At 61.0% G+C, this 14,185-nt stretch carries 19 protein-coding genes and 1 tRNA gene; 17 read left to right on the top strand and 3 right to left on the bottom strand.

What is annotated here, in order from left to right; all coding sequences use genetic code 11:
* Window positions 1-23 precede the first annotated feature (23 nt).
* The 10 genes from hisB (at window position 24) to tatC (ending at window position 5,936) form a co-directional block, all read left to right on the top strand.
* Entirely contained in the window at window positions 24-620 is a 597-nt protein-coding gene (hisB, locus tag LBW87_RS08380; protein ID WP_225200994.1) for an imidazoleglycerol-phosphate dehydratase HisB, read from the top strand.
* A 39-nt stretch (window positions 621-659) separates the two neighbouring features.
* A complete protein-coding gene (gene hisH / locus LBW87_RS08375) occupies window positions 660-1,298 on the top strand; it encodes an imidazole glycerol phosphate synthase subunit HisH (RefSeq protein ID WP_225200993.1) in 639 nt (212 codons plus the stop codon).
* 80 nt (window positions 1,299-1,378) lie between these two features.
* Window positions 1,379-2,176, top strand: coding sequence for a 1-(5-phosphoribosyl)-5-[(5-phosphoribosylamino)methylideneamino]imidazole-4-carboxamide isomerase (hisA, locus tag LBW87_RS08370; RefSeq protein ID WP_225200992.1), 798 nt, complete (start codon window positions 1,379-1,381; stop codon window positions 2,174-2,176).
* A 1-nt stretch (window position 2,177) separates the two neighbouring features.
* On the top strand, window positions 2,178-2,942 hold the full coding sequence (hisF, locus tag LBW87_RS08365; RefSeq protein WP_225200991.1) for an imidazole glycerol phosphate synthase subunit HisF: 765 nt from the start codon (window positions 2,178-2,180) through the stop codon (window positions 2,940-2,942).
* Window positions 2,939-3,415, top strand: a complete 477-nt coding sequence (gene hisI / locus LBW87_RS08360; RefSeq protein WP_225200990.1) for a phosphoribosyl-AMP cyclohydrolase — start codon at window positions 2,939-2,941, stop codon at window positions 3,413-3,415. Before hisF ends, hisI begins: the two co-directional genes overlap by 4 nt.
* Window positions 3,412-3,750, top strand: a complete 339-nt coding sequence (locus LBW87_RS08355) for a phosphoribosyl-ATP diphosphatase (RefSeq protein ID WP_225200989.1) — start codon at window positions 3,412-3,414, stop codon at window positions 3,748-3,750. The genes hisI and LBW87_RS08355 overlap by 4 nt, the downstream gene beginning before the upstream one ends.
* Before the next feature lie 28 nt (window positions 3,751-3,778).
* The gene (locus LBW87_RS08350) at window positions 3,779-4,159 is read left to right on the top strand and encodes a histidine triad nucleotide-binding protein (protein ID WP_225201405.1); all 381 of its coding nucleotides are present in this window, start codon (window positions 3,779-3,781) and stop codon (window positions 4,157-4,159) included.
* Window positions 4,160-4,235: 76 nt separating this feature from the next.
* Entirely contained in the window at window positions 4,236-4,439 is a 204-nt protein-coding gene (gene tatA / locus LBW87_RS08345; protein WP_225200988.1) for a Sec-independent protein translocase subunit TatA, read from the top strand.
* A gap of 141 nt (window positions 4,440-4,580) precedes the next feature.
* Window positions 4,581-5,105 carry a Sec-independent protein translocase protein TatB gene (gene tatB, locus LBW87_RS08340; protein ID WP_225200987.1) on the top strand — a complete coding sequence of 175 codons (525 nt, stop codon included), beginning with the start codon at window positions 4,581-4,583 and terminating at the stop codon, window positions 5,103-5,105.
* Between the two features lie 48 nt (window positions 5,106-5,153).
* Window positions 5,154-5,936 (top strand): twin-arginine translocase subunit TatC, encoded by a 783-nt coding sequence (gene tatC / locus LBW87_RS08335; protein WP_225200986.1) that lies wholly within the window; start codon window positions 5,154-5,156, stop codon window positions 5,934-5,936.
* An 86-nt stretch (window positions 5,937-6,022) separates the two neighbouring features.
* Here the strand turns inward: tatC and LBW87_RS08330 are convergent, their stop codons facing one another.
* Entirely contained in the window at window positions 6,023-6,721 is a 699-nt protein-coding gene (locus LBW87_RS08330) for a DUF2461 domain-containing protein (protein WP_225200985.1), read from the bottom strand.
* A gap of 61 nt (window positions 6,722-6,782) precedes the next feature.
* Window positions 6,783-7,964, bottom strand: coding sequence for a S1C family serine protease (locus LBW87_RS08325; protein WP_225200984.1), 1,182 nt, complete (start codon window positions 7,962-7,964; stop codon window positions 6,783-6,785).
* Between the two features lie 24 nt (window positions 7,965-7,988).
* Here LBW87_RS08325 and LBW87_RS08320 point away from each other — a divergent pair, with 24 nt between their 5' ends.
* Window positions 7,989-8,753, top strand: coding sequence for a Nif3-like dinuclear metal center hexameric protein (locus tag LBW87_RS08320; RefSeq protein ID WP_225200983.1), 765 nt, complete (start codon window positions 7,989-7,991; stop codon window positions 8,751-8,753).
* A 20-nt stretch (window positions 8,754-8,773) separates the two neighbouring features.
* Here the strand turns inward: LBW87_RS08320 and mscL are convergent, their stop codons facing one another.
* Window positions 8,774-9,211 carry a large conductance mechanosensitive channel protein MscL gene (gene mscL, locus LBW87_RS08315; protein WP_225200982.1) on the bottom strand — a complete coding sequence of 146 codons (438 nt, stop codon included), beginning with the start codon at window positions 9,209-9,211 and terminating at the stop codon, window positions 8,774-8,776.
* A gap of 296 nt (window positions 9,212-9,507) precedes the next feature.
* Between mscL and petA the strand changes: the two genes are divergently transcribed.
* From petA to LBW87_RS08285, 6 genes are all read left to right on the top strand, one after another.
* Window positions 9,508-10,116: a ubiquinol-cytochrome c reductase iron-sulfur subunit gene (gene petA / locus LBW87_RS08310; protein WP_225200981.1), complete on the top strand. Its 609-nt coding sequence runs from the start codon at window positions 9,508-9,510 to the stop codon at window positions 10,114-10,116.
* Between the two features lie 2 nt (window positions 10,117-10,118).
* Entirely contained in the window at window positions 10,119-11,525 is a 1,407-nt protein-coding gene (locus tag LBW87_RS08305) for a cytochrome b (RefSeq protein WP_225200980.1), read from the top strand.
* A 24-nt stretch (window positions 11,526-11,549) separates the two neighbouring features.
* The gene (locus LBW87_RS08300; protein ID WP_225200979.1) at window positions 11,550-12,314 is read left to right on the top strand and encodes a cytochrome c1; all 765 of its coding nucleotides are present in this window, start codon (window positions 11,550-11,552) and stop codon (window positions 12,312-12,314) included.
* A 98-nt stretch (window positions 12,315-12,412) separates the two neighbouring features.
* Complete coding sequence (locus LBW87_RS08295) at window positions 12,413-13,024, top strand: glutathione S-transferase N-terminal domain-containing protein (protein ID WP_008115639.1); 612 nt, start codon at window positions 12,413-12,415, stop codon at window positions 13,022-13,024.
* A gap of 126 nt (window positions 13,025-13,150) precedes the next feature.
* Complete coding sequence (locus tag LBW87_RS08290; protein WP_225200978.1) at window positions 13,151-13,630, top strand: ClpXP protease specificity-enhancing factor; 480 nt, start codon at window positions 13,151-13,153, stop codon at window positions 13,628-13,630.
* A gap of 23 nt (window positions 13,631-13,653) precedes the next feature.
* Window positions 13,654-13,729: transfer RNA gene (locus LBW87_RS08285), tRNA-Thr, on the top strand.
* Window positions 13,730-14,185 lie beyond the last annotated feature (456 nt).

Genomic DNA, 14,185 nt, shown 5'->3' with positions numbered 1-14,185 from the left:
CTGAACCCCGCGTTACCCTGACCATGTCTACACCGAGAACCGCAGAAGTCGTCCGCAACACCAACGAGACGCAGATTCGCGTAGCGATCAACCTCGATGGAACCGGCAAGCAGCAGCTCGACACCGGCGTGCCATTCCTCGATCACATGCTGGACCAGATCGCCCGGCACGGCCTGATCGACCTCGACATCCACGCCCGTGGCGACCTGCACATCGATGCCCACCATACGGTGGAAGACGTCGGCATCACCCTGGGCCAGGCCTTTGCCAAGGCCATCGGCGACAAGAAGGGCATTCGCCGCTACGGCCACGCCTACGTGCCGCTGGACGAAGCGCTGTCGCGCGTGGTGATCGATTTCTCGGGCCGTCCCGGTCTCGAGTATCACATCCCGTTTACGCGCTCGATGATCGGCGGCTTCGATGTCGACCTCACCAGTGAGTTCTTCCACGGCTTCGTCAATCACGCGCAAGTGACATTGCACATCGACAACCTGCGCGGCATCAACGCACACCACCAGTGCGAGACCGTGTTCAAGGCCTTCGGTCGTGCGCTGCGCATGGCGATCGAACTCGATGATCGGGCCGCCGGCACCATTCCGTCGACCAAGGGCAGCCTGTAATCACACCCGTGTGCCGGCGTAACAGCCGGTCATTCCGATATGAATAAAATTGTTGTAGTGGATTACGGCATGGGCAACCTGCGCTCGGTGGCGCAGGCGCTGCGCCATGTCGCGCCCGAGGCCGACGTGCGTATCTCGGGCGAGGTCGCCGATATCAAGTCCGCCGATCGCGTGGTGCTGCCGGGCCAGGGCGCCATGCCCGACTGCATGCGCAGCCTGCGCGAATCCGGCGTGCAGGAGGCGGTGCTGGAAGCCGCGCGTAGCAAGCCGCTGTTCGGCGTGTGCGTGGGCGAGCAGATGCTGTTCGACTGGAGCGAAGAGGGCGACACGCCAGGCCTGGGCCTGCTGCCCGGCCGGGTAGTGCGTTTCGAGCTGGACGGCCTGATGCAGGACGACGGCTCGCGCTTCAAGGTGCCGCAGATGGGATGGAACCACGTGCGCCAGAGCGCGCCGCACCCGCTGTGGGAAGGTATTGCCGATAATGCATTCTTTTACTTCGTGCACAGTTTCTACGCCGTGCCGGGCGAGCAGTCGCAGGTGGTCGGGCAGACCCCCTACGGACGCGAGTTCGCCTGTGCGGTAGCACGGGATAACATTTTTGCAACCCAGTTCCACCCCGAAAAAAGTGCATCTGCGGGTTTGCAGCTGTATCGGAATTTCGTACACTGGAAGCCTTGATTTTGCATTAAAGGCAAGTCGGCGCCACGGGCGCCACCGGTCTTTCACACCAACCTTTCACTGACAAGCCCCCCGTAGCCATGCTGCTGATACCCGCCATCGACCTCAAAGACGGTCATTGCGTCCGCCTGAAACAAGGCGATATGGAACAAGCCACCGTATTTTCCGAAGACCCGGGAGAAATGGCCATGCACTGGTTGCGCCAAGGCGCGCGCCGTTTGCACCTGGTCGATCTCAACGGCGCCTTCGCAGGCAAGCCCAAGAACGAATCCGCGGTCAAGGCCATCCTCAAGGCCGTGGCGCAATTCGCCGAAGAGAATGACGTCGACGAGATTCCGGTGCAACTGGGTGGCGGCATTCGCGACCTCGACACCATCGAACGCTATCTCGACGATGGCCTGTCGTACATCATCATCGGCACCGCTGCGGTGAAGAACCCCGGTTTCCTGCACGATGCCTGCAGCGCCTTCCCGGGCCAGATCATCGTCGGCCTGGATGCCAAGGACGGCAAGGTCGCCACCGACGGCTGGAGCAAGCTGTCCGGCCACGAAGTGATCGACCTGGCCAAGAAATTCGAAGGCTATGGCTGCGAAGCCATCGTCTACACCGACATCGGTCGCGACGGCATGATGGGCGGCGTCAACATCGAAGCCACGGTGCGCCTGGCGCAGGCGGTGTCGATCCCGATCATCGCCTCCGGCGGCGTGCACAACATCAAGGACGTCGAAGCCTTGTGCGAAGTCGAGGGCGAAGGCGTCGAGGCGGTCATCTGCGGCCGCTCGATCTACGAAGGCACGCTCGACCTGAGTTCGGCCCAGGACCGCGCCGACGAGCTGACATCAGCCCAAGACGCCGACGACCCAGCCGGCGGTCAATGACATGGCACTTGCTAAACGCATCATCCCCTGCCTGGACGTGACGGCTGGTCGCGTGGTCAAGGGAGTCAACTTCCTTGAGTTGCGCGATGCCGGCGACCCGGTCGAGATCGCCCGTCGCTACGACGACCAGGGCGCCGACGAACTGACTTTCCTGGATATCACGGCCTCTTCGGACGGCCGCGACCTGATCCTCGACATCATCGAGGCGGTGGCCTCGCAGGTCTTCATTCCGCTCACCGTAGGTGGTGGCGTGCGCTCGGTCGAGGATGTGCGTCGCCTGCTCAACGCCGGCGCCGACAAGGTCGGCATCAATACCTCCGCCGTGACCAACCCGCAACTGGTGGCCGATGCCGCCAACAAGTACGGTTCGCAATGCATCGTGGTGGCGATCGACGCCAAGCGCGCCGGCGACGGTCGCTGGGAGGTCTATACCCACGGCGGTCGCAATGCCACCGGCCTGGATGCGGTGGAATGGGCGCGCAACATGGCACGCCTGGGCGCTGGCGAAATCCTGCTGACCAGCATGGATCGCGACGGCACCAAGAGCGGTTTCGATCTCGACCTGACCCGCGCGGTGTCGGAAGCGGTCACCATTCCGGTGATCGCCTCGGGTGGCGTGGGTGGTTTGCAGGACCTGGCCGATGGCATCACGCGCGGGCGCGCCGACGCGGTGCTGGCGGCCAGCATTTTCCACTATGGCCAGCACACCGTGCAGGAAGCCAAGCGCTTCATGGCCGACCAGAACATTTCCATGAGGCTGGCATGAGCATCAGCGCCAAATGGCTCAACAAGGTACGCTGGGATGAAGTCGGCCTGGTGCCTGTGATTGCCCAGGAAGTCGGTTCCAACGATGTACTGATGTTCGCCTGGATGAACCGCGAAGCATTGACGCGCACGGTCGAGACCGGCGAAGCCGTGTACTGGAGCCGTTCGCGCAAGAAGCTGTGGCACAAGGGCGAGGAGTCGGGGCATTTCCAGAAGGTGCACGAGATCCGCCTCGACTGCGACGAAGACGTGGTGCTGCTCAAGATCGAGCAGATCGCCGGTATCGCCTGTCACACTGGACGCCATTCCTGTTTCTTCCAGAAGCTCGAGGGCGACGCCACCAACGGCGAGTGGGTGACGGTCGAGCCGATCATCAAGGATCTGGCGCCCGGCGCCGGTGGCGCGCCTGCCGCCAAGCCGGCCGAGAAGGTCAGGAAGCCCCGCAAGAGCGCCGAACCGGGCAAGCCATCATGAGCGACATCCTGCAACGCGTGGCCGACGTGATCGAGTCGCGCAAGCCCGCCAATGGCGGCAACCCCGAGCAATCCTACGTGGCCAAGCTGTTCGCCAAGGGCGACGATGCCATCCTCAAGAAGATCGGCGAGGAAGCCACCGAAACCGTGATGGCCGCCAAGGATGCACGCGTGTCTGGCGACAAGTCCAAGGTGCTCTATGAGTGCGCCGACCTGTGGTTCCATTCGATGGTATTGCTGGCGCAGTTCGACCTGAAACCGCAAGACGTCATCGATGAGCTGGCGCGCCGTGAAGGCCTGTCGGGCCTGGCTGAAAAGGCCAGTCGTCCCGACTGAAGCTCATCCATTCACCAGGAGAACGATGTTGGATAACTGCATTTTCTGCAAGATCGCGGCCGGTGAGATCCCGTCCAAGAAGATCTACGAAGACGAAGACGTGATCGCCTTCCACGACATCAACCCGGCCGCGCCGGTGCATTTCCTGGTGGTGCCGCGCCGTCACATCGCGACGCTGGCCGATTGCGGCCCGGACGAGATCGCGCTGCTGGGCAAGATGGCCACGCTGGCGCCCAGGCTGGCGGCCGAACAGGGGTGTGGCTTCCAGCTCGACGCCGAAGGCAACCGCAGCGGTGGCTTCAAGACCTTGTTCAACACCGGACCGGATGGCGGGCAAGAGGTGTACCATCTGCACATGCACGTCATTGGCGGGCCGCATCCGTGGCGCGTGCGCTTCGTGCAACAATGACAAGCCCGATCTTACGGGCGTAGGACAGGGAACGTTTTTACAGACTGGGACAGGGATGTCCGCTTAGGAGAATAGAATGGGTTCGTTCAGTGTTTGGCATTGGCTGATTGTCTTGGTGATCGTGATGCTGGTGTTTGGTACCAAGAAACTCGGCAACATGGGTTCCGACCTGGGCAAGGCCGTCAAGGGTTTCAAGGACGGCGTCAAGAATGGCGACGAAGAAAAGAAGGATGCGGCCATCGATGTCCAGGCCAAAGAGAAGGACAAGACCGGTACCTGATCCCGCGTGTTGCAGCCTGACCGGCGGTGCTCGTGGCGCCGCCGAGGGTCCGGTGGGCTTCCATCTTCTGGCGGGTGCCGGCCCGTCCTGTCATCGGGCCAGGCCCGTCCTTAATCTGCATTCAAATGTCCAGAAAGACTCATGATTGATATCGGCCTTACCAAGCTGGCCCTGATCGGCGTGGTCGCGCTGGTGGTGATCGGTCCCGAGCGCCTGCCGAAGGTGGCGCGCATGGCCGGCACCCTGTTCGGCCGGGCGCAGCGTTACATCAACGACGTCAAGAGCGAGGTCAGCCGCGAAATCGAGCTGGAAGAGCTGCGCAAGATGCGCACCGACGTCGAGCAGGCCGCAAGCGAGGTGTCCAGCGGGTTCAACAAGAGCATGTCCGACACCGAGTCGCAGTTGAATGACGCCTGGAACGGCGGCGACGACGCCTCGACCTACGACAGCGCCAGTGCTGCCGGCGACAGCTGGAAGCGTACACCCAACGCCGACCTGCTGGCGATCAAGGCAAAGGCATTCCGGCGCAAGAAGCTGGCGCGCACCACGGCCGTTCCGACCTGGTACAAACAGCACAACGGCCGCAAGACGCGCGTGATTTCGGCCTCGGCCCGCGTGGCCAGGTATCGTCCGATCAGCGCTGGCAAATCGGCCGGCTTCTTTTAATCCCGGGGTGCGATGTGTCGCGTCCCTTTTTGATCCTGCTGCAAATCCATGGCTGAAGAAAACAACCCGGCCGCCGGCGATGACACCTTCATCTCGCACCTGATCGAATTGCGCAGTCGCCTGGTCAAGGCGTCGGCGGTGGTGCTGGTGGTGTTCCTGTGCATGATGCCGTTCGCGGCCCATATCTTCGATGTGCTGGCCGCGCCTATGCTGGCGGCCCTGCCCACCGGCAGCAAGATGATCGCCACCGGCGTCATCACGCCGTTCCTGATCCCGATCAAGGTCACCATGATGGCGGCCGTGCTGGTCTCGTTGCCATGGGTGCTGTATCAGGTGTGGGCCTTCGTCGCGCCTGGCCTGTATGCGCATGAGAAGCGGCTCATCGCGCCGCTGGTCATTTCGTCTTCGCTGCTGTTCGTCGTGGGCGTCGCGTTCTGTTACTTCTTCGTGTTCGGTGTGGTGTTTCCGTTCATCAACAACTTTGCGCCGAAGTCGGTATCGGTGGCGCCGGATATCGATGCCTACGTCGATTTCGTGCTGACCATGTTCGTGGCCTTCGGCGTGACCTTCGAGGTACCCGTGATCGTGGTGGTGCTGGTGCGCATGGGCCTGGTGCCGCTGGCCAAGCTCAAGCAGATCCGTCCTTACGTGATCGTCGGCGCCTTCGTCATCGCCGCCGTGGTCACGCCACCGGACATCATGAGCCAGTTGCTGCTGGCCGTGCCGCTGGTGTTGCTGTACGAGGTCGGCCTGTTGATCGCCCCGATCTTCGAGCGCGTCACCCGCGCGCCGGACAGTGCCGATGAGCCCAAGTCGTCGACTGCCGATTGAGCGGCTAACTGGTCGCAGCATGAAAAAACGCCGTTCGGAGGCTTGCCCCGAACGGCGTTTTTCATTGGATCGTCGATCGCTGCGCGTTAAGTTGCGCCGTCCTCGGGGGTGTACAGCGCAATGCCGCGCAACCAGTCCACCAGCGGATAGGCGTCCTTGAAGCCGCTCAGCACATCGCCTGCCAGGTCCTTGGGAATCTTCTTGCTGACATCGGTCTCGGTCCAGACGATGAAGCTCTTGCGCTTAACGTATTCGAGGTTGGGGCTGTCGGCATCGAAGCCCTTGGGCGGGCGCGACAGCATGCCTTCTTGCTGCAGATCGCCAAAGGTCGCCACCAGCTTCTTGTTCTTGCGCATTTTGGTGAAGCCCGCCGCGTCTTCGATAACGCGGGTGCGGATGGCGCGCAGCCGGGCCGGCGGCGGCAGGTACTCGCCGCCGGCGATGAGCAGCGTGCCGGCCGCATCGATGTGGAAATAATAGGCCGGGCCGCCGCCCTGGCTGGGCTTCTTCAGGCCGCTGGCCGTGATGGCGGCCGAGAAATGCGTCTTGTAGGGGCTCTTGTCGTGCGAAAAGCGCATGTCACGGTTGATCCGGAACAGCGCCTTCTTCGGATTGCATCCGGCCACCGCCGGATCGAACCTGGCGATGTCGGCGATCAGTTGCGTGGTCAGCGCCAGGAACTCGGCGCGCAGGATGTCATAGCGCGGCTTGTTCATCACGAACCAGGCGCGGTTGTTGTTTTCGCTCAGTTCCGCCAGGAAGCGGGTCAGGTCACGCACATGCATGGAAAGAGGTCTCCGTTGGGGCCGGCCGCGCCGGTGATCCGGCGGCGGCCATTGATTGTGCTTACTCTTCTTCTTCGTCGTCGGTGCGTACCGGCGGCGGACGCTTGCCGACCGTGATAGACAGCTTGGTTTCCTGCGCCCGGCGCAGCACGGTCATGTTGATCGCCTGGCCCGGGGTGAGCTGGGCGATTACGTTGAGCATCTCGGTGGTGTCGACCACCGGCTTGCCTTCGATGCTGACCAGGATGTCGCCCGGCTTCATGCCCGCGCGATCGGCCGGCCCGCCCTTGAGCACGCCGGCGATGATGGCGCCGGTCTTCTTGCCCAGGCCGAAGCTCTCGGCCAGTTCCGGCGTGATGTCCTGCGGCTCGACGCCGATCCAGCCGCGCACCACCTGGCCGTGGCTGATGATCGATTCCATTACCGTCTTGGCGGTCGACATGGGAATCGCAAAGCCGATGCCGAGGTTGCCGCCGGTGCGCGAATAGATCGCCGTATTGATGCCCAGCAGGTTACCGTTGGTATCGACCAGCGCGCCGCCCGAGTTACCCGGATTGATGGCCGCATCGGTCTGGATGAAGTTCTCGAAGGTATTGATGCCCAGATGGTTGCGGCCCAGCGCCGAGACGATGCCCATGGTCACCGTCTGGCCGACGCCAAACGGATTGCCGATGGCCAGCACCACGTCGCCCACCGAACTGGTCTCGGGATGCCCCAGCGTGATCGCCGGCAGGTTGGGCAGGTCGATCTTGATCACCGCCAGGTCGGTTTCGGGGTCGATACCGACTACCTTGGCGGTGGCTTTGCGACCGTCTGCCAGCGCCACTTCGATCTGGTCGGCCGATTCCACCACATGGTTATTGGTCAGGATGTAGCCTTGCGGGCTGACGATCACGCCCGAGCCCAGGCTGGACTGCTTGTCTTCCTGCTGCTGGTCGTCGAACTGGTCGCCGAAGAACTTGCGGAAGAACGGATCGTTCTGGAATGGGCTTTTTTGCGGCCGTGCCTCGGTGGTGGTAAAGATGTTGACCACCGACGGCATGGCCTGGCGCGCCGCGTGGCGATACGAGGTCAGCGCCGGTGCATCCGGCGTGGCTTCCTGCATCGGTACGGTGGAAGCGGCAGGGCGGGCGCGCGAGCTGAAGCTGCCCGATGCCCAGTCCGGCTTGAGGGTCGCTACAATGAACCACAAAGCCAAACCTACTGTTACGGTTTGGGCAAACAACAGCCATAAACGTCGCATATTGAAATTTAAAGAGGAAGAAGAATGACACGGCAGATTAACAGAGACGAGCTCGCCACATTTCTGGGGCAGACCCTGAATGCCGCGCAATTCAAGGATTATTGCCCAAACGGGCTGCAGGTGGAAGGGCGCACCACCATCGCTTCGGTGGTCAGCGGCGTCACCGCCAGCCTGGCACTGCTGGAGGCGGCGCTGGACCTGAAGGCCGATGCGGTCCTGGTCCACCACGGTTATTTCTGGCGCGGCGAAGATCCGCGCGTGATCGGTATCCGCCAGCGCCGCCTCAAACTGCTGCTGGCCAATGACATCAACCTGTTCGCCTATCACCTGCCGCTGGACGCGCACCCGCAACTGGGCAATAACGCGCAACTGGCGCGCCAGCTTGATCTCGCCCCCGAGGGGCGCTTCGGCGACAACGATCTTGGCTGGCTGGGGCGCTCCGGCATGGCGTCGATCAAGACGGCGGGTGACCTGGCCGCACTGATCGAAAAACGACTGGGCCGCGCGCCGTTGCTGATCGGCGACCCGCAACAGCCATTGGGCCAGATCGCATGGTGCACCGGCGCGGCGCAAGGCATGCTGGACGACGCCATCGGGGCCGGCGCCAGCGCCTACATCAGCGGCGAGATATCCGAGCCGACGGTGCACCTGGCGCGCGAGACCGGCACCGTCTACATCGCCGCCGGTCATCACGCCACCGAGCGCTATGGCGTGCAGGCACTGGGTGCCTATGCTGCGCAGCACTTCGGTATCGAGCACCGGTTTATCGACATCGATAACCCGGTGTGATGGCGCCGGGCTTGCCTGGCTTACTGCTTCTTCAGCGCGTCGCGAATCTCACGCAGCAGCAGCACATCTTCGGGCGGGACCACCGGCTTGGCGGCTTCTGCGGCCTGTTCATTGCGGGCGGTCAGCTCACGCGCCTTGTTGATCGCGCGCACCATCTGGAAGATGATGAATGCCAGGATCAGGAAGTTGAGCAGGATGGTGAGGAAGTTGCCGTAGGCAAATACGGCGCCGGCTTTTTTTGCTTCGGCCAGCGGCAGTCCGTAGGCCTGGCCGTTCAACGGAAGATAATAAGCGGCGAAATCGAGACCACCAAAGATCTTGCCGACCACCGGCATGATGATATCTTCCACCAGTGAACTGACGATCTTGCCGAAAGCGCCGCCGATGATGACACCGACGGCCAGGTCGACGACGTTGCCCTTGATCGCGAATGCACGGAAGTCCTTGAGCATGCTCATCCTTGTTTCTCCTGTTAAAGATTGCCAGTAATTCATGAAATATTATTGCTAAGCGCGTTATATCGCGCTCGGCGAAAAAAGTAAATTGGACATCGTCCGACGCCGCACTGCGCAAAAAGGGGAGACCGGAACAGACTGACTGCGGGTTGCGCTGCGTCAAAACCCGCTTGTGCCAATGCCGCTACCATTGCCGCCGTTAGCTTCAAAACCCTATTCAGCTTATATATAATCGAAAAGTTGCATGAGGGTCACTTAGAAGGTCCACGCTAACTTACATTTTGGAGATAGGGGTCTTTATGACTGACGACAATCAGGTCGATGCAAGTCGACGGGGTTTGCTAGTTGCGACTTGCGCGGCCGGAGGTGTAGCGGGCTTGGCCACCGCCGGAGCGTTCGTGTCCACCCTGCAACCGTCGGAGCGCGCCAAGGCTGCCGGCGCACCGGTCGAGGTCGATATATCCAGCCTGGTTCCCGGTGAGATGCGCACCGTCGAGTGGCGCGGCAAGCCGGTATGGATTCTCAAGCGCACGCCCGAGATGCTGGCCTCGCTCAAGGCGGCCGATGCCCAGGTGGCCGATCCCGCGTCCAAGCGCACCGATTTTTCCGAGACACCCGACTACGCGCTCAATGAATGGCGCGCCATCCGCAAGGACATCCTGGTGGTGGTCGGCATCTGCCCGCACCTCGGTTGCTCGCCCAGTGCGCGCTTCCAGACCGGGGCGCAGCCTTCGTTGCCGGATGACTGGCACGGCGGCTTCCTGTGCCCCTGCCACGGATCGACCTTCGATCTTTCCGGGCGCGTCTACAAGAACAAGCCGTCCCCAGACAACCTCCAGGTGCCGCGCTACATGTTCGAAGGCGAAAACAAGCTGGTGATCGGCAAAGACGAAAAAGGGGAGGCTTGATCATGGGAGCATTCCACGAGAAGAAACTGCCTGACGACGCGCCGGCTTCGGCCAAGGCACTCAACTGGATCGACGCACGTTTCCCGCTGACATCCACCTGGAAAGCCCACCTCTCCGAGTACTACGCACCCAAGAACTTCAACTTCTGGTACGCCTTCGGTTCGTTGGCGCTGCTGGTGCTGGTGATCCAGATCGTCACCGGCATTTTCCTGGTGATGCACTACAAGCCCGATGCCAACCTGGCCTTTGCCTCGGTCGAGTACATCATGCGCGACGTCCCCTGGGGTTGGCTGGTGCGCTACATGCACTCCACCGGCGCCTCGGCCTTCTTCATCGTGGTCTACCTGCACATGGTGCGGGGCCTGCTCTATGGCTCATACCGCAAGCCGCGCGAACTGGTGTGGCTGTTCGGCGTGGGCATCTTCCTGTGCCTGATGGGCGAGGCCTTCTTCGGTTACCTGCTGCCATGGGGCCAGATGTCGTACTGGGGCGCCCAGGTGATCGTCAACCTGTTCGGTGCGATTCCCTTCATCGGCCCTGACCTGTCGCTGTGGCTGCGGGGTGACTACGTGGTGTCGGATGCCACGCTGAACCGTTTCTTCTCGTTCCACGTGATCGCCATCCCGCTGGTGCTGATCGGGCTGGTGGCGGCGCACATCATCGCGTTGCACGAAGTCGGTTCGAACAACCCCGACGGCATCGAGATCAAGGAGAACCTGGACGCCAACGGCGTGCCGCTGGATGGCGTGCCGTTCCACCCGTACTACTCGGTGCACGATATCTTCGCCGTGGCGATCTTCCTGATCGTGTTTTCGGCGGTGGTGTTCTTTGCGCCCGAGATGGGCGGCTACTTCCTCGAGTACAACAACTTCATCCCGGCCGACTCGCTCAAGACGCCGCCGCATATCGCCCCGGTGTGGTATTTCACGCCGTTCTACTCGATCCTGCGTGCGACCACTGCCGACTTCATGGGATGGCTGATCGGCGCCGTGGCGTGCTACGTGGCGCTGCTGTCGTTCAAGTCGAACCTGTCGCGCAAGCTCAAGCTGGCTTCGATCGTGATCGGCCTTTTGGTCATCGTGGGCATGCTGGTATTCGACGCCAAGTTCTGGGGCGTGGTGCTGATGGGCGTGTCGGTGGTGATCCTGGGCGGTTTGCCGTGGCTGGATCATTCGCCAGTCAAGTCGATCCGCTATCGTCCGGACTGGCATAAATATATCTACATCGTGTTCGCGATTGCCTTCGTGGCGCTGGGCTATCTCGGGGTGCAGCCGCCGACGGCCATCGGCACCGCCATCGCCCAGGTATGTTCGTTCATCTATCTCGGCTTCTTCCTGTTGATGCCATGGTGGAGCGCGGCCGGCACCTTCAAGCCGGTACCCGATCGTGTTACCTACCATCCGCACTGAGCCAGCCGCCAAAAGGATAACAACATGAAATTGCTGAAGAGACTGCTCGCCACGCTGGCGTTGGTGCCGGCCCTGGCATGCGCCAGCGAAGGCGGCATCGCGCTGGACCATGCGCCGGACCGTACCAAGGATGTTTCTGCGTTGCAAAACGGGGCGCGATTGTTCGTCAACTACTGTCTGAATTGCCATTCGGCTTCCTCGATGCGCTACAATCGCCTGCGCGATATTGGCCTGTCAGAAGACCAGATCAAGGCTAACCTCTTGTTTACAGGGGAAAAAGTCGGGGATTTGATGAAAATCTCGATGCTGCCGCAAGACGCCAAGGCCTGGTTTGGGGCGACGCCACCCGATTTATCGGTCATCGCCCGCGCCAAGGCTTCCGAGCTGGGATCGGGGCCGGACTGGATTTATACCTACCTGCGCAGTTATTATAGGGATGATAGTCGGCCCACCGGCTGGAACAACATGTTGTTCCCCAACGTCGGCATGCCGCATGTGTTGTGGGAATTGCAAGGAATTCGCGGGGTGAAGTACGTAGATGAGAAAGACCCCCACGATCCTGCGAAAACCGTCCACAAATTTGCGGGTTACGAGCAGATCAAGCCCGGTAAGTTGAGCGCGATCGACTATGATAACGCCGTCGCCGACCTGGTCGGCTACCTGGAATGGATGGCCGAACCGGCGCAGAACACGCGCAAGCGGCTGGGTGTCTGGGTCTTGTTGTTCCTGGGGGTGTTTCTGGTGCTGACCTGGCGTTTGAACGCTTCCTATTGGAAGAACGTCAAGTAAAAAAGTAAAATCACGTATTCCCGCAGTTTTTGCGGAATCGCGTACCGGGGTGAGCGTAAACACGTCTCGCCCCCCTTTTGTTTTTAGGGCTCTATAAAATGATGGTTCTCTACTCGGGCACGACCTGCCCATTTTCGCAACGTTGCCGCCTCGTCCTGTTCGAAAAGGGCATGGATTTCGAGATTCGCGACGTCGACCTGTTCAACAAGCCGGAAGATATTTCGGTCATGAACCCTTATGGCCAGGTGCCTATCCTGGTCGAGCGCGATCTGGTGCTGTACGAATCGAACATCATCAACGAATACATCGACGAGCGTTTTCCTCACCCGCAACTGATGCCGGCCGACCCGCTGATGCGTGCGCGCGCCCGTCTGATGCTGTTCAACTTCGAGAAGGAACTGTTCGTCCACGTGCACACGCTGGAAAACGAAAAGTCGAAGGCTGCCGAAAAGAGCCAGGAAAAGGCCCGCAACGAGATTCGCGACCGCCTGACCCAATTGGCGCCGCTGTTCCTGAAGAACAAGTACATGCTGGGCGACGAGTTCTCGATGCTCGACGTGGCCCTGGCGCCGCTGCTGTGGCGCCTGGATCACTATGGCATTGAGCTGTCGAAGACTGCCGCCCCGCTGATGAAGTATGCCGAGCGCATTTTCTCGCGTCCGGCCTACATCGAAGCGCTGACCCCGTCCGAAAAGGTCATGCGCCGTTAAGCCGCATTGCCGCAGGCGGTCGCACCCGGTGCGCGCCTCGGCTTGTCGCCGCAACCCCGGCCATGCCGGTAGATGACGGATTGGTCGCTCGCCGCCCGATCCTGTCATTGCAGATCATTTCAAGTCATGCAAGAAGTCTCGACCAAGCCCTATCTGCTGCGCGCCATCTACGAATGGTGCACCGACAACGGTTACACGCCCCACATCGCCGTGGTGGTCGACGGCCGCACGCGGGTGCCGATGCAGTTCGTCAAGAATGGCGAGATCGTCCTCAACATCAGTTTTGAGGCGACCAGTGCATTGAAGATGGAAAACGACAGCATCAGTTTCAGTGCCCGTTTTGGCGGTGTCTCGCGCGACATCCTGATCCCGATCGAAAACGTGATTGCCATCTACGCCCGTGAAAACGGCCAGGGAATGGCCTTCGAAGCGCCCAATCCGGCCACCGCAGTCGCCGCAGAGGATGCGGCGGCAGATACGGCGCCGGTCTTGTCGTCGGTGCCGGTTTCTGAGCCGGAAAAGAAGGGTTTTCCGATCGATGGTAGTGACGATAATCCCGAACCACCAAAAAAAGGCGGCAGGCCTGTACTAACCCGGATTAAATAGGTTATACTCGCTGGCTAGATTTTGCTGGCTTAGCTCATCTGGTAGAGCACCTGACTTGTAATCAGGGGGTGGCGGGTTCAAGTCCTGCAGCCAGCACCAAGTTTCAAAAGAAAAGGCCCACCGTCTGGTGGGCCTTTTCTTTTTTTACGTCCGTCGGCGCACATCATTGCAGCAGCAGTGCGAGATTGCGCCGGGCAGCCATGTGAAAAAATATCCAGGCAAATTATTTAGCACTTATTTTTGCGCGACATGGCGGGTGTTGCAGGAATATTGTCATTCAGACAATTCCTATATTCTTAGTTTTCCGCGCAGACCATGATGCGGTTTTGCATCGCACAAGGCGATGCATCCTCTAACCAACATCATGGGAGGGTGTCACATGCGGGGCCTCACTCTTTTTTTCATGCTTATGCTCACCGTTGGTGTGGCTAGTGCGAGAGACATTCCGAGATGCTCCCTGACGCCCGCCGGTTCACTTGCTTTCGGCGCTCAGGCAGTGACGTTGCCACGCGACGCTGTGAGTGGAGTGGAGATTGCACGACGCACTATCTCGTA

It is taken from the genome of Herbaspirillum sp. alder98, assembly GCF_020179755.1.
Taxonomy (GTDB): domain Bacteria; phylum Pseudomonadota; class Gammaproteobacteria; order Burkholderiales; family Burkholderiaceae_D; genus Herbaspirillum.
The sequence above is the reverse complement of the archived record's forward strand: the minus strand, read 5'-3'. Positions and strand labels throughout refer to the sequence as shown.

Bases quoted from the DNA above. Each gene is read 5' to 3' on its own strand.
- LBW87_RS08355 (WP_225200989.1), top strand. From the start codon at position 3,412: ATGAGCGACATCCTGCAACGCGTGGCCGACGTGATCGAGTCGCGCAAG.
- LBW87_RS08325 (WP_225200984.1), bottom strand. From the start codon at position 7,964: ATGCGACGTTTATGGCTGTTGTTTGCCCAAACCGTAACAGTAGGTTTG.
- tatB (WP_225200987.1), top strand. From the start codon at position 4,581: ATGATTGATATCGGCCTTACCAAGCTGGCCCTGATCGGCGTGGTCGCG.
- hisA (WP_225200992.1), top strand. From the start codon at position 1,379: ATGCTGCTGATACCCGCCATCGACCTCAAAGACGGTCATTGCGTCCGC.
- LBW87_RS08300 (WP_225200979.1), top strand. From the start codon at position 11,550: ATGAAATTGCTGAAGAGACTGCTCGCCACGCTGGCGTTGGTGCCGGCC.
- mscL (WP_225200982.1), bottom strand. From the start codon at position 9,211: ATGAGCATGCTCAAGGACTTCCGTGCATTCGCGATCAAGGGCAACGTC.
- LBW87_RS08295 (WP_008115639.1), top strand. From the start codon at position 12,413: ATGATGGTTCTCTACTCGGGCACGACCTGCCCATTTTCGCAACGTTGC.
- hisB (WP_225200994.1), top strand. From the start codon at position 24: ATGTCTACACCGAGAACCGCAGAAGTCGTCCGCAACACCAACGAGACG.
- petA (WP_225200981.1), top strand. From the start codon at position 9,508: ATGACTGACGACAATCAGGTCGATGCAAGTCGACGGGGTTTGCTAGTT.
- hisH (WP_225200993.1), top strand. From the start codon at position 660: ATGAATAAAATTGTTGTAGTGGATTACGGCATGGGCAACCTGCGCTCG.
- hisI (WP_225200990.1), top strand. From the start codon at position 2,939: ATGAGCATCAGCGCCAAATGGCTCAACAAGGTACGCTGGGATGAAGTC.
- LBW87_RS08290 (WP_225200978.1), top strand. From the start codon at position 13,151: ATGCAAGAAGTCTCGACCAAGCCCTATCTGCTGCGCGCCATCTACGAA.
- LBW87_RS08320 (WP_225200983.1), top strand. From the start codon at position 7,989: ATGACACGGCAGATTAACAGAGACGAGCTCGCCACATTTCTGGGGCAG.
- LBW87_RS08305 (WP_225200980.1), top strand. From the start codon at position 10,119: ATGGGAGCATTCCACGAGAAGAAACTGCCTGACGACGCGCCGGCTTCG.
- tatC (WP_225200986.1), top strand. From the start codon at position 5,154: ATGGCTGAAGAAAACAACCCGGCCGCCGGCGATGACACCTTCATCTCG.
- LBW87_RS08330 (WP_225200985.1), bottom strand. From the start codon at position 6,721: ATGCATGTGCGTGACCTGACCCGCTTCCTGGCGGAACTGAGCGAAAAC.
- hisF (WP_225200991.1), top strand. From the start codon at position 2,178: ATGGCACTTGCTAAACGCATCATCCCCTGCCTGGACGTGACGGCTGGT.
- tatA (WP_225200988.1), top strand. From the start codon at position 4,236: ATGGGTTCGTTCAGTGTTTGGCATTGGCTGATTGTCTTGGTGATCGTG.